Source organism: Pseudomonas syringae group sp. J248-6, from assembly GCF_032586995.1.
Classification (GTDB): Bacteria; Pseudomonadota; Gammaproteobacteria; order Pseudomonadales; family Pseudomonadaceae; genus Aquipseudomonas; species Aquipseudomonas amygdali.
Map to the genome: position 1 here is coordinate 71,538 of NZ_JAWHOP010000017.1, position 15,268 is coordinate 86,805.

3 protein-coding genes are annotated in these 15,268 nt (G+C 56.5%); 2 read left to right on the forward strand and 1 reads right to left on the reverse strand.

Annotated elements, in window-relative coordinates; translation table 11 throughout:
• Positions 1–168: 168 nt before the first annotated feature.
• Positions 169–5,409, reverse strand: a complete 5,241-nt coding sequence (locus tag RYC17_RS20185; protein ID WP_316904227.1) for an RHS repeat-associated core domain-containing protein — start codon at positions 5,407–5,409, stop codon at positions 169–171.
• A 280-nt stretch (positions 5,410–5,689) separates the two neighbouring features.
• On the opposite strand from RYC17_RS20185, the gene RYC17_RS20190 reads away from it, so the two are divergent.
• Complete coding sequence (locus RYC17_RS20190) at positions 5,690–9,976, forward strand: hypothetical protein (RefSeq protein ID WP_316904229.1); 4,287 nt, start codon at positions 5,690–5,692, stop codon at positions 9,974–9,976.
• Positions 9,977–10,025: 49 nt separating this feature from the next.
• A complete protein-coding gene (locus RYC17_RS20195) occupies positions 10,026–15,218 on the forward strand; it encodes an imidazole glycerol phosphate synthase (RefSeq protein WP_316904231.1) in 5,193 nt (1,730 codons plus the stop codon).
• Positions 15,219–15,268: the final 50 nt, after the last annotated feature.

Sequence of the window (15,268 nt, forward strand, 5' to 3'; positions counted from 1 at the left end):
ATTTAAAATCTTGAGTTTTTACGTTGTTCCGGATTTTTCATGGGTCTGTGCTTGTCTGTTCGGGCAGAGAATCCGAAGGGCAAATGTAACGGTATGGAAATAGAGGCGTTGACTGAAATGCCGCCGACAGCCACGAGCTTTTTGTCGGCGGCGGGAAGTCCAGCTTTATCACATGCGAGTATTGTATTGTCTAAGCTTGAATACGTTTCGCCCTAACTCGCGCATCGGTTCAAGAAAAGCCGTCCTTTTTTGAAGCCATGAAGGGTCGCTGGATGATGCTGTGTTAGTTGCCGATTGCTGGTTGACCCTGGCGTTAGGACCTTTCGTCGGCCGCGGGTTCGGTGGAGGTGGCACACGCCCCGACATGGACGCTCCTGGAGTCCCCCCATCCCCAACCAATCCGGGTACGGCCGAATCCGCTGAAGCAGACCCACGTCGCGCAGCTGTTCCAGGCGCGGCATCGTCAAGTGCCCCGAGTGACGAGCGCCTTATTATCCCCTCAGTTCCTTCTTCTAAAACCTTCTTCGCAGCCTTGAGCGCGCTTTTAACCATACTTTTCAATAGCCCCCCAGCGATGTCCACAGGTATCGAGGCGTAGCCAATGTATTCCCCTACCCGAAGGGCTGTGTCGTCTCCTTTCGCTACACCATAACCAGTGGCGGTCGTTGATGCAGCACTGAGCGCGGTCCCTGATGCCAAAGCCCCCGCCGCGATGTAGGCCGCCGTAGTTGAGGTCATCGTGATACCCAGGGCCGTTACAGGAATCGGGACGGCCTTGGTCATTCCATACGCTACTTTTGTCGCGTAGGCACCCCATATAGTGAGCGCTACGCCAAACGCAAGCATGACCCAGGTCATCGTTCCAATACCCTCCGACGTCTCTGCAGGGATCGCATCCTCATCGGGCCGTCGCAGCCTGCCACTCTGGGAGCTGGCGTCATGCCCGGTAGGGTCGCGCCAGGCAATGGGATTGCCCAGGCAATAGGTATAGGGGTTGACCCCGCCTGCACCAAAGGGGCTCAAGTAATCAGGGCTGTGAAAACGCATCATGCCCGGGTTGTAGGCTCTGTAGCCGTTGCCCAGCAGGTACCAGCCCGTGTCTTTTTCGCACACCTCGCCGTTGAACCCCGCAACGCTGAGCAGCGCGTCATCGCTGTGGCGTTCACCGTAGGCGCTGTAAACAGCTGTTCGCAACGTGTTCTGCTGGAACTCACCAACAACGCTCTGGTTCGCATCCGTCAGCAACAGCAGGGTTTCGGCAGGTTCTCCGATGGTCTGCTGGCCTATGGGTTGCTCGTCAATGTGCAGAAACTGAGTACGTCGGTCGTCCTGCACCGTGCTGCTCAATTGCTGGCCCTGATAAAAACGCAGTATTTCGCTGTCACTGCCATTGCGGGTGGTGGCCAGATGATCATGGCCGTCGTACGTGTAGGTGTTGATGGGCTCACCCGCCGGTTTTGCCACCCGAAGAAGGCGGCTCTGGCTGTCGTAGTGCAACTGGTTGCCATGCTCGTCAGTGCACTGATTGCCGTTGGCGTCATAGCTGAACGTCGGGTCCGGTGTGTCCCGTGGAGGCCGGTAGGTGATGCCCAGTAACTGGCATCGGTCCCTGGAATCGGGGTCCCCTTCTTTGCCATAGCGGAAAATGGCCGTCTCAGTGCTGAAGCCGGCCTCATTGCTGACGTCGTCAAATCTGGTAACGGTCAGGGTCATGTTGTCCAGCTCGTCGAAGATAAACGTCTGGTTGATGATTGCATTGCCGGATGCGTGCACTGGCCGGTTACTGCCTGAATAGGTGACGCCGCTCAGACGACCTCGAGCGTCATACTTGAACTCTTCCAGCAGCAGCGGGTTGCCCGCTTCATGCAAATGACGGCTTTGCATGAGCCCGTCGGGTTGCCATTGCTGTTTCAGCGTACGTACAGGGTGATTGCCGGCATTCTGCGTTCTGAGAACTTCCTGTCCCTGGTCGTCATATTCAATACGGTTTACCAGGCTGGTTCCGGCTACTGTGTCATGGGTCGTCATCTCGCAGGACTGACCCAGTGTGTCATAACGGGTGGTCACCTTCACGTTGCCCTGAACGGCACTTTCGAGTCGGCCGAAGGTGTCATACCGGTAAATCGTTTCAACGCCTTTGACACTGTTTTTGACGCCGCCTTTGCTCCGGCCTTTGACTACACCTTTAACCGGGTTTTTGACGTCTTTTTGTTCGACATCGGTGCGATACATCGCACGGCCCTGCAAGGATGTCCGATGCAGGGTTTGCCAGGTCCGGCCTTGCAGATCTTCCCAGGTCTCTTTGGTCAGCTGGTTATGCGCGTCATAAGCGTAAGTGCGCTTGCCCTGCTTATTGGTGGCAGAGATCAGGCGGGCACTGACGTTGTCATACTCGAAACGGGCAGCGTCATCCGGTGCAGTACTGGAGACACTGGAGACGATCTGATCGGTGAGTGCCAGGTTGTAGGTGTAGCTAATGTCATCACCCTTGGCCGTTTTGCGGGTTTTGATCTGCCGGTGACCGTCCTCATACTCGTAATGCTCGATACGTTGCCCTGCCTGGGCCAGTGTCAGACGCCCGAGCCCGTCGAACGTCTGTTGGCCTGTCAGGGTTTTGGTAATACCGTCCGGATGAATCACGTTCAGGCTGGTCGGCAGCTCGGTGGTGCTGAACGGTTCATATTCACGATGTGCCTCGCTGCTATCGGGCAAGCGTGTGCTGACCATGCGCGACCAGGCGTCATAACTGAACTGCGTTTTGTGGTCTGACGCATCGGTCTGTTCCGTGCAGCGTCCCATTCCGTCGTAGAGAAAGGTTTGTGAGCCCAGATCTTTTCCTGCTGCGTTCTGGCTCTTGATCCTGGCTGGCTTGCCGAACATATTCAGCCAGGTCTCGCTACGACCACTGATCAGGGTTTCTGCGTCACCGCTTTGCACCCACGTCTTCTGAACAGGACCGTTATGTTCTGCACTGCCGATGGGGTCGTAGTACTGATGCGTCTGCACGCCTTGATCAGTGGTAACGACGGACTGGACGTTCCAGTCGTCGTAGGCGTAGGTGCTGCTCGTGGCGCACAGTTGCCGGTTGTCGAACCAGTCGTAATCCGTTTCGTATTGCACATTGTTCCAGGCGTTGTATTGCGCTGTATGGATCATGCACATTGCTTGCGGATCATTGCTGTCGATGTGGTCCCGTTCCTCGAGTATTGCCCGGCCCAGGCCGTCCATGACAGAGCGGGTCCTGACTTTGCGGGCGTCGGTCAGCACTTGTTCTGCCCTCTGTCCCCTGGCGGAACACAGGGTGTACTCGTACTCGCGACTGGCTTCATAGCCAGCACTTGAATTCGGTGCGATCGTTTCTTTGGTCAGCCGGTTGAGCGCGTCATAGACATAGCGGATCTCTACGCCTTCTTCCAGGGTCAGCAGCACCTGGCCGGTCAACAACGAATGCTGTTGCTGCTTGCTTATGCGAGCGTTGTCGAAGCCGATAGTGGTCGTCTCTATCAGCTGTACCGGGACCTGCAAGTGTTTGCTGTTGCCCTTGCCCTTGCCCTTGTTGTTGCCTTTGCCCTTGATCTTGATCTTGATCTTGATCTTGATCTTGATCCGGTTTTTGCCCTTGCCTTTGATCTTGATCCTGATCTTGCCCTTACCCTTGTTCTTGCGGCTGCTGCTATTGCTGCTGCTATTGCTGCTGTTGCTGTGACTGATGCTGGAGTGGCTGTACTCGTAGACGGTAACGGTGTCCTTTCCATTCAGGGACTCGATATTTCTCCCGGTTCGACCATGCTGGAAAGGCGCGTCCGGCTGGTTGATATGCTCCAGCAGGATCTTTTGCAACTCCACAGAGGTTCCATCGCTTTCAAGCTGCAGCAGTGTTTCGGTTTCCGGCACGATCCAGTCGGGTAACTCGCTGCCGGTCAGTGCAGGCAGCGTGCTGTAGCGATAACGTGTGGACAGGGTAGGGGCCCCGGACTGCGACGATGGCGCGGGTTTGACCACTTTTTCTTTCAGTCGGGAGACAAACCCTTCCGCATCGGCCGGGCAACCGTCGCCACCGCCGGCCGGGTACCAGCTGCTGACTTCTTTGATCCCGTCGGCGCGTGTATGCACCAGCGGATTGCCGTAAAGGTCATAGGTATAGGTGACGGTTTCTGTGCGCGTCCGCTCAGGCTCGTCCAGCCGTTGCCAACGGGTGGTGACTTCGCTGGGTAGCTGACAATTGTTGGGCTGCATGCAGTAACGCTCGCCCGGCCGAATGTTATAGGCGGTCGTGACCGTTTGCTGGTTGTTGTTTTGGGTGGTGACTTCAAGGGTCTGCAAGTGAAAGCGGTTGAAGGTTCGCTCTATGCTGCGCACAGCCTTGTTGTCGACCCACAGGCTTTCGGTACAGACATAGTCGTAGTCCTGCAGGTATTTATAGAGGTTGTCCAGGCCGTTGTCTTCCCAGGCGATGGTCAGCCCTGCACCGAGAAAATTTCGTGAGCGTTGCTGGCCGTCCTTGTAGGTATATCTCACATCGACCTTTGCCTGACCGAGGCCGGGATCGATGACGTGCCTGGTCACTCTGGGTAGGGGCTGGCGACCGGCGCTGTATGGAAACGCATGGCCTTCGTCCTGGTAGTAAACATCTTCGCTGCTTCCAGACGGTGTCTCTACATGCTTCACGCACAATTGCTGGTCGTTCTCCAGGCCATATTCAAAGCGCCATGAAGCATTATTCTCTGTGGGCAGGGTGATGCGCGATACGCGTTTGTCGCTGCCGGCGAGGGTCATCAAAAAGCGCGCCAGTGGAGCACCGCCAATGCCCGCATACGGATGCAGTTTCAGCTCGACAGATGTGCTGCTGCGTGCAATTTCCAACAGCGTCTGACCCAGGTCGTCAGTGATCGAAGCAAGCCTGTAGGTGCTGCTGTTGAACGGCTTGTGCTTGAGCGTGATGCTGTGCCCGGACGGCGCGATGATTTTCACCGCCCAGGCCATTCTTTTATTGCCGCTGATGTGCAGCTCGAGGATTTCCACCAGACCTGATTTGTGCACCACCCGGTAGGACGTATCGTCCAGCTTGTAGAAGTGGAAGGTGTCAATTTTCTTCTCGGTCATCGTCCGTAGGCCGTTGCTGCCGGTGCCGTCGACCAGGAAGGTCTCGCCTGTGCTGAGGGACAGGATCTGAGTGGCAGGGTTGTATTGCGAAACCTGTAGGTTCCAGCCCATGCCATAGCCGCTGTCCAGCGTATTGAGCTGACTGTAGGACAGGTCGAGTCGGAACCCTGGTCCGCGCAGGTCATTGCTTTGCAGTTCGGGCATGCTGATCGATATGTTGTATAGCCCGGTGCGCGGGTCAACGCCGCTTTTCAGACAACTCATGAAATTGAGCGCGTTGGAGTGCACGGAAGTAGAAGCAGCCATGGAGCGGACCTCGCTGATTGATGCGGGACAAGCGCAGCGGTGTCTGACAATTGTGCAGTCCTTGCGCTCTGGTCATTGACGCCCCCCAAGCCTGAACTCCCTGAGGCGTCCGTGTGGCTGGAGGTCTTGCCTAACCCTAACAGTCCGAACCCGGGCAGCAACCTAGCAGTAGTACTAGTGGGCAGCTGGTGGGCACCGGCGTAAAAAAGTCCTATCCGCATTGCAAGGTCAACCCTTGCGATACACCCATTCAGGCGGAAACGAGAAAGGAGTCTCACTCATGGCGCTGGATTTTCCCGCCCCCAAGGTGCCCGACCTGCAGCAGCCCGGGAATTACCTCGACCTGGATCAGTTGGGCAGCGACGACCTGCTCACCTGGATCTACTACCCAGGGATCAAGAACGGCGATCTGTTCATGCCCAACTGGCGAGGTTGCGGCGCCCTGGGCGAAGTGGACGACTACGTCAACGATTTGATCGAGGTCGCGCGGCTGCAGCCTGAAGGCATGCCGCTGATGATCAAAAACCCGTCGCTGATGAGGCTTGACAAGGGCTGGGTGTTTTACTCGTACACAGTCGACGGTAGCGTCGAGGAGTCCCGGCGACTGTTTTTCTATGTCGGCAAACGTCCGCCAACGGCTGCCGGACTGGGGGTGCCGCAATGCAAGGAGTCTCACGATCTGAAGCTTGATCCCGGCCTGTTGTGGGACCTCAATGAGGTGTCGATCGTGACGCCGCCGTATCTGGCCATGCGCGAGGGCGACAGAGTGACCCTCACACTGGATCGTTATTTCGAGGACGGCAGCTCCTTTTACCCTCTGGTCGAGTCCCGGTTATTGACTGGGAACGAGGTGGGCCAGCCTTTGCGGTGGCCGATAACCGCTGGCGAATTTTTGTCAATTCCAGATGGCGTCGCGCTGATGAGCTACCGCATCGAGTATGCCGATTCCACATTGATAACGGATTCAGTCACCCAGTCACTGGCCATCGTCGCACCGTTAGCGGCGTTATTGCCGCCATTGAGGATCAAGGATTTCAACGGTGGCTCACTGGACCCGGAAGCCTTCCCTGGCGGCATCACCCTGTTGATCGATCCTTTCGGCATGCAGATTGATGACGATGTCGTAGTTTACATCTCCAGCGGCAATCTGCTGGTGCAGACCCTGAGGGCCGATATATCCAATCTCGACAGTGGCGTACTGCAGTTCTCGCTGGCGAAGACCTGGCTTTGCGCCAATAACGGCAAGGAAATCGAGCTGGTGTATCAGTACGCGCGACCAGGCCATGCCGCCAGCTCGTTGCCGCGCAAGGTCATGCTGAGTCTACCGCTCGATCTTCCTGTGCCCATAGTCGACGACGCCGAGATCGAGAGCTCTGAAGAATGGGGAGTAGAGGGCTATATCTATGCCTCGCGGCTGCAGAACGGGGTGAAAATTCGCATACCGGACGATGCTTTCATCGGTGACGATTCCACGGTACAGATGCACTGGGAGGGCAATACAAGCACGGGCAGCTTTATCGCTGATCCTTCACCAGACGATCCGCGCCTGTTCATCATCCCTTCCACGGCGGTTCCGGCCAATATGGGCAAGTGGGTAGAGGTGTATTACAAGGTCGTTTCGCTGTCGCAGTCAGGCACTTCGCCGGTATTCAAACTGGAAGTCAGAGGCCTTGTCGGCGTTTGGCCGGTTATCCAGATCATGCGACCACGCATTATCGATACCCTGCTTTACCTCGACCGTGTGCCGTCAGAAGGTGCGGGTCTGGACCTCGCATCCTGGGCCTACATGGCACCCGGGCAACGGGTACGAATCAAGGTTACTGGCTTGTCCCAGTCGGGTTCGCCACAAGCGCTCGGGCTACGTACCGGCGCAGCCGAACCGCTCAGTGAGGCGGAATACCAAGCCAGGCAGGTGTCGGTGATCATCCCGAGGGACTTTCTGGAGAGTCTGCAGAGAAACTATCTGACCAACACCGTGGCGGTTGAAGTCAGCTTTGATGACGGGGCGACTTACACACTGTTTCCGTATATCGCTTTCATCGTACTGGACGGTCATTCTTTACAGGCCGGCGGGGTGGCGCAGGACGCAACAGCCACTGGCATGATCCCACACATGCAAGGACGCAACCCTATGGCCAATAACACGCTGAACCACCTGACCGAGTGGATGAAAGACCCCGCTAACAATGTTATGTGGGGTTGGGACTCCATCGCTGCAATGGCCCGAGGCGAGGTGAATAACCTGTTGCTTCAGGAGTATGTCGCGCGTTTTTCGTCGGACACGTGTCTAAAGCCTGTCAGCGGAGAGGTGATACTAAGCGACGGGTTTAAAGAATGTATTCACAATTTTATTCTGGATGCGCCCAGGCTGGCCTTCTCGAACGATAACCTCGGTCAGTCTCATGCGACATTGACCTGTTCGATTCTGGGCGGAACCCAATTGACGATGAAGAATAACGTCGATAATTGGGAAGCCTACAGGGTTATCCATATCGATGCGCTGCAAGGTCCGAAGCTGACACTGGATCTCGCGCTGGAAAGGGTCCCAGGCAATATCGAGAGCGATGGCCGGGTGCGGCTCGACCTCAAGGACAGTGACAATTTCATTCTTACCTTCGCGGCTGACAGGGCTGACCGGGCACTCGGCGGAGATTTTTTCAAAGCCCTGTTCAATGATTTGCCGGACGATGAGCGCATATGGACGCTTGGCGTGATCAAGCGTGGCAGCAATGATCTGATGCACCCTCAGTCTTTCAAACTGCGCACCCAGACCAATCCTGCTGCACCTCTCGACCCGCATGCCGCCAACTATGGCGACGGGGCCGTGCTGGTGTTCATTCGTCTGGAGGGCAGTCAGGAAGACGGCGACATCCCGGTAGAGTACCAATACCTGATACCGGATGATGTCGGGAAAGATTACTCAGCAACAGTTTTGTTCAGTGCTGAGCGTACGTTCAAGGCGGCACTGTTCATCGGCGAGGTGACCAAGACCATTGCTTCGGTTATTGCAGGCGTGGATTTCGAACCTGTTCATGATGGCTCCGGCCGACTGGTCAAGGCGACGGCCAAGTCGGGCAGATTGAAGACGTCCGAGTCGAGCAGCCGGGATGTCGAGGTTCAAATCGATGGCGTGTCAGTCATGGCAAATGTTTACAAAGCCGAGACCTGGCTTGAGGCGTTGGAGAGCACGCCTTTGTCTGTGGAACTCATTTGCGATGGCACGGTGGCATTGACCTGGAAGCCCAAAGCTACACCCAGCGTTTTGCTTACGTTGCCAGGCCGGACGGTACTGGTCATGACCAAGGTCATCACGGTCGATGTACGGTGCATTTATACCTTCGCCGAAGAAAACAACGACCTCGTTCTGACCCCCAGTCTCACGATAAATACCACCAGCGGTGAACCGGCTGTCGGAGATTTGGATCCACCACCATTGAGCGTGTCATTAGCGTTGTTGATAGGGGCAGTAAAGACGAATTTCGAGACCCTGGACACTCATCCGTTCGAGTCCGGGATCAGGGCCGTACTAAAGGGCAAACTCGCTACCCGTGTGCCGATCAGTTCGTTCATCCGGGACAGTATCAATCTCAATTTCAACGAAGCCATTGTGCCTGATGTACTGCGTGCGCCCAGAGACATAGCCGCCTTCGGGCGCATCAATAGTTCCGGGGCAGACTTTGTCGTCAGCCCGGCGGAGCATCTGATGGTAGTCGACAGTTCCACCACCTTCACCACTCAACCGCTGGGGTTGAGTGTGACGTGGGGTGTCGAACGTCTGGATGGTCATACGCAGAACTACGGTGCCATCAATGGTGCCGGCCGGTATTACGCGCCAGAAAGCTCGGCAACCGAGTTTCCGTTCACACGTGTTCGGGTGACGGCCACTGACATGAACTCCAACTATCAGAGTTCGGCGCTGGTCACGATCGTGACCAACCCGATCACCCTCAATCCGTTGATTCAGGTGTGTGACGCCGGGCAGATTGTGGAGCTCGAGGCAGGCTCGCTCGGCACAGAAGAAATGCACTGGTCGCTCAAGGATCCGGTTCCCGGCGAAAGCGGTGTCCTGGAGCCCAGCCCACTGGCTGATGGTGATCACCGTTACGTCGCGGCGCAGCAGGTGTCCGGCAAAACCTACCTATTGGATCAGATAGTCGTGACCAGTGGGCAGGCGAGTGTTTCGTCGTGGGTGCTGGTAAAGCATCAAACCCCACTGTTAACCGTGAAAGTCGTAAGAACCGTGGAGGTTTCGGAAGTTCAGGAGGTTGCGAAGGTCGGCAAGCCCGTGGACGTTGTGACCATTCGTGCCGATCAGGTTCAACTGCAAGCGTTTGCCGATGGCGATACGCCGGACGGCGTCCAATGGAGAATAGGCGCCGGGAGCGGGAGCATCAGTGACGGCTTGTACACCCCCGACATATCGTCGACTGACCGGTTTGTGCTTATTTTTGCCGAAGCCGCTCATCCAGTCTTCGTCGTTGAGGGGCATATCATATTGCCGCTACCAGTGGACGGGTTTGCCACGGAGCTGGAATTGATGAAGGGCAAAGAAGTACCGGCGTCCTGACCCAAGGCACATCGGTCTTATCTATATCAACATCACAGGAGGTGATGTCATGGCTGGTTATTCAGCGGAAAGTCTGTTGGCATGGATGAAAGATAACACGCGTCTCAGAGGCTGGGACGCGATCATTGCTCTGGATGGCGACAAGGTCAACGAGCTCCTCGACCATGTTTACCAACAGAGTCTGGCTCAGGGAATGTCGCGTCCGGTGCCGGACGGAAGTATCACGATTCCCGATACGTTTGATTCCCATTTTTTCTCGGGCTGTGTTCTCGGGGCACCAGCCTTGTCGTTCAAGCACAGCGTTCTGGAGAATTCACTGCTGGCCTGGCGCATTCCGGTTATCGCCGGTTTGCATACCGTGGTAGAGAACGCTCAAGGGCAGCACAATGTTCACAGAATCGCAGCCTACGACCCACTGAATGCGCCGGGCCTGGATTTCGATCTGGAAATGAGCAGTCAAAGCGCGGATCTGATGGTGGACCTTGGTCTGGCTAAAAACCTTTCACTGGATTTTCCGGGCCGTTCTACCGAACGAGAGAAGATCGGCGACTTTTTTCAGGATTGGTTCAGCAACCCGGAAAATCAGGAACAGCAGTTCAGGCTGGGTATTTTCAACGAGCAGAGCAACGAATTGCTCAATGTACGTAGAATTGATGTGCGATCACAGCTTGAAAGCCCCAATGCTGTATCGGTCCATAAAAAAGGCGCGTTGCTGCTGTTCACGACCATGCAATACGGCGTGACGGGCGGGATTCCGGGTGGCGACTCCGACTTCCGTTACCTGATTCCCAACGATGCTCAGCATTCGTATTCGGCGACCGCCGTGTTTTCCTCTCACGCACTGCACCGTGCTGCCTTTGGCCATGCGGCGATACGGATGCTGCAAGCGCCTGAATTCAGCTTCAACGTTCCGGACGATAAACCACTGCAGCAGATGGTCGCTCAGGCCGGCACGTTTGCAGTTCCGGCTGGAGAGTATCGCAGCGCGGAATTCGTCTTTGAATCAGAACCCTTCAGCGTTCAGGCCTTCAACGCCCAGCATCCCCTGACCATTGACTTCGAGTACGGCCAGACCACGCAGACCTGGGAATTTCCCTGCACGCTGGGTTTTCGCTACAGAGCGCTGGACAGCGATGAATGGCAATCGCACAACGCTACCTTCAACATCAGCCTCAAGCATGAGTTTCATCTGCTGGAAGGTGAGTCAGATGATCAAGCAGTGGAAGGGCATCTTTATACACCTTACCTGTTCGACCATGAGGTCAGCGCCGTTCCAGGAACGCTGGACAACCTGAGTGTCAGGGAGCTGGAGCAGGTCAACGGCTTCGTGGCCTACACCGTCAAACACGCTGTGCTTCAAGGGTTGAGCAAAACTCTGGATGCTACCGGCGCCGAGCGTTTTCTGGGCGGCTGGTTATTGCCTGACGAGCAAGTTTTGCAACCCGTACTCAAGCGTCTGCCTTATGACCTGGCCGTTTTCGGTCGTATCGATCCCGGTGCGTCCACGTTCAGTATCGCCGGGCACCAGGCACTGATCGGTACAGGCGAAGAGCTGCAATTGACCACCCAGCCTGCGCGGGCGGGCATCGTCTGGTCTCTGGAAGATCCTTTGGGTGGCGATGCTGAAGGACTGGGAAAAATCGATATGCAGGGCCGGTATACGGCTCCCGCAACGCTGCCCGCAAGGCAGGGTTTTCAGCGTGTACTGATCAAGGCGATGGACCCGGTGTCGGGGCATGACAGTACCGCGGTGTTGACGGTGCTCACCAGCAGCGTCAGCGTCAGCCCGTTGATTCAAGTATGTAATCACGATCAACGGGTAGCGCTTTCAGCACGCAGTTCGCGCGCAACCAGCCTGAAATGGACGGTGGTCGATCCGGTAGCCGGAGAAAGCGGGACGCTTGAGGACGGCGTCGATGCACCGCATGAGAAGTTTTACGTCGCCGGTGCAGGGGGGGCAGGGAATACCTATGTCCTCGACACAATAACGGTCAGCGACGATCAGCACACCCAGTCAATTCAGGTTCTGGTTCTTCGCCACTCACCGATGCTGTTCATCACGCTTGTCAGCGTCAATGATCAGCGTGCCGAGCTGAAAGTCGTCGTCAATGGTCATGACCTTCAAGTCACCTGGAGTCTTGATGGGCCGGGTTCTATAGACGCGACGGGTGTGTACAGCTGTGATGCCGAAGCACTCGAACGCTACGTTGTCGTGTTTGCAGAATTTGAAGACGAAGCTTTGGGCAAAATGGCCGGGCACTTGATTCTGCCGTTGCCATTGAGTGGTTCCTCCGGTGTGTTGCAGGCACTGAACGGGACAGCGGGGGGCACGGCGGCTAATGCAATGCCCCGTTCATTGAGCGGTATTGTGCAGCGAGCGGGTGCAGGTACCTTGACCCAAGGCTGGGGAGCCGTCGCGGCGGTCAGTCGCAGCGAGCTCAACCTGCATATAGAGCAACAATACATCGAGCGCTATCAGGATCTGGCCTTCTTGCCATTGTTCACCGGCGACATCGTGGTGGATGAGCGACAAGGCGACACTGTTCGTCTGAAACAGGTCGAGCTGGGCGTGCCGGTCCTGTCGTTTCTGCCTGACTCGCCGGGCTCCAGCAGTGTCCTCGTCACGATGAACATCGTGTCTGGCCGTTACAGCGGCTTGCATCAGCCGGAGGGGAGTGTAACTACCGTGTCCGGCAGCTTCATCATCAGCGAGCCCATGGGCTTCTGGCTGGCGATGACTGTCGACCTCTTCGTGGATGAGGAGGGGCATGTGCTGCTCGATCTGGCCGGCGGGGCTGGTGTTGCCTGTAGTCTGGGGGGCGTCGATGATGCGATCAACCAGCGACTGGCGGATTTCTTTGCTGAGGAGTTCAAGGAAATTGCGCTTCATCGCCGGGTTTTCTCAGTGCTGCAGGCACAGCTCAATCGCTATCATGTTCAGACTCCAGGCAGCTTGCGGCTTGTTACCCGCGCTGCGCCGCGTTCAAGCGATGCGCGTATGGACACTACTACCGGTGATGGCGCGCTTGTGCTGTTCATGGGCGCGCAGGATGGCGACGCTGAAGGCGTGTTTGCGCCGACAGATGATTTCGTTTATCCGATACCTGATGATCGTGGGGCAGATGGTCAGCCAATCTACGGCACGGTGCTGATGCTCTCGCAAGAGACTCAGTCGATGATCGAACGTGAACGTCTGCACGTGGCGGACTGCCTGAAGTTCACCGGTGGACGCGTATTCGAACCAATTGAGCAATACCGTCCACATGACCTGCTGTTGTTTGGCAGCCTTCGTTCGACACAGGCCAGCATTACGCCCCTGTTTTCGACCCTGAAGGCAGGTCAGACTCAGCTATTTGTCCTGCACAACCCGCAAGGCGAAGAAATACCGGCCACCAGCTGGAGTGCGTTAAGCATTAAAAGCCACCTGGCTGCGGGAAGCGGCAGCATCTCTTCCAGCGGTGTTTACACGGCGCCGGTGCTTGAGGCGATTGGCCATGATGCGCTGCGCGTGGTCATCACAGCCACGTATGAAGAGTCAGGCGCTGTCGTCAAGGTCTCGGCTCTGGTGGGAGTGGTATCACGCAGCATGGAGTTGGCGCCATGTGTAACGGTAGTGCCAGGGGGTGCTGTGCTGCAACCGGTCTCGCTGGCGGCTTCGACGCTTGACGGCAGCCCGCTGAGCTGGGCGTTGCTGGGCCCCGAGCTTGGCAGCTTGAGTGAGGTCGGCAAGGGCGCGCTCTTCAGTCCGGATGCCAGGTCCGGAAAAAGAGCACTGGCGGTGCAACAGATAGGGGCGTTGGGTAATGACCGTGGTATCGCTACGGTGCTTATTGCCAACGGGCAGCAAACGCTGCGTATCGAGCCAGCTTTCGTACCCAGAGCACGGCCAAATGTAGCGGTGCAGTTACACGATGACAGCGCACTGCTGCCTGGGCTTGAGCGACGCTGGGAAGTGGCGGGTGGGCTAGGCACTGTTGATCAGCAGGGGCTTTTCATGCCGCCCGATGAGGCGCTTGTCGCCAGTAGCGTGGTGAGCTGTGAAGTGCTGAGCAATGGGGTGGTTATGGCGTGCGGCTATAGCGTCATCGAGTTGTCCGAAGTCATCGATGAAGAAAGTTGGCAAGAGATTACGGTGTTTATCGTCACGGTTCCTGGCTCGTCATCGCCTTACGGTAATACAGGCAATCTGTACCGCAACGGTTATCAACAACTCAGGCTGCAGATCAAGACCCAGATAAGCCCGCACAACGACATCGAGTACGAGCTGAGTCCCACTGAAAGGGCCTCAATGCGTCTGGTAGACGATGAAACCGGCCAAAATATCGAGTCAGTACTCTCCCATCTCGAAGGCATGCCCGAGGGGGATGTCCAAACGTGGCGCGTGCGCAGTCAATATAACCGTTTCGAGCTGTCCGGGGCCGGCGTCTTCGCTGCTGAATCGGGCCTGGATGCGCCACGGACAATCACGCAGAACTTCTTCCTGCACAGCCGGGCGAGATCGGGTTTCGTCGGCGTCTTCCACGCGAAATTTCAGGATGACAACGGCGATTGGTGGACCTCTTTGGTTGTTGAAGAGATGAACAGCAAGGTTGAAATCACCCCGCGAAACTTGCCCAGGTTCGATGCCCGCAATTACACCTTCATTCCGCGGCGTGCACATGGGGATGGCGGAGATCCTCCGGTTGATCCGCCGTCGAGTGAGGCTCCGGGCTTTGGGGAGGATGTGCATTTCGATTACCAGTTCGAGACCACTGATTACTGGACGCTGGCTGTCATTAACCCCGATACCCAGCAATGGGTGAATTTCGAGACGCTGAAGTTTCTGCCCTCCAAGCCTGACGGTGACGTGATCAATACGTCGATCATTCTCTGGGAGAGCGAGCAGGACGAAGAAAAAATGTTCAGCTGGACGGGGTTTGTTTTCGACGACCCTGCGGTTATCGGTGATGTAAGCAAGGTGAACTTTGACGAAGCGCTCCAGGACGCGATGGGGGATGTTCACACGTTGGACATTGACGTCAAGATGTCCTTATTCGAGACCGGCAAACTGGTCATCAGCCTGCACCGCCTCCGGGGCCTTAAATATATCCCGGCAGGTGACCCCGCACGCGACAAATTGATGGGGGAAATAGTCGTCCTGTTGCTCGATAAGCAGGGCAATGCCCATAAACGACGAATCGGTTTTCTGGCCACCGGCGTCGGCAGGCGCAACCGTCTCATGCATACCCTCTATTCGGTATAGAAGCCCGAATGAGGCATTGATGCCACACACCGACAGGGAGTCATTATTAT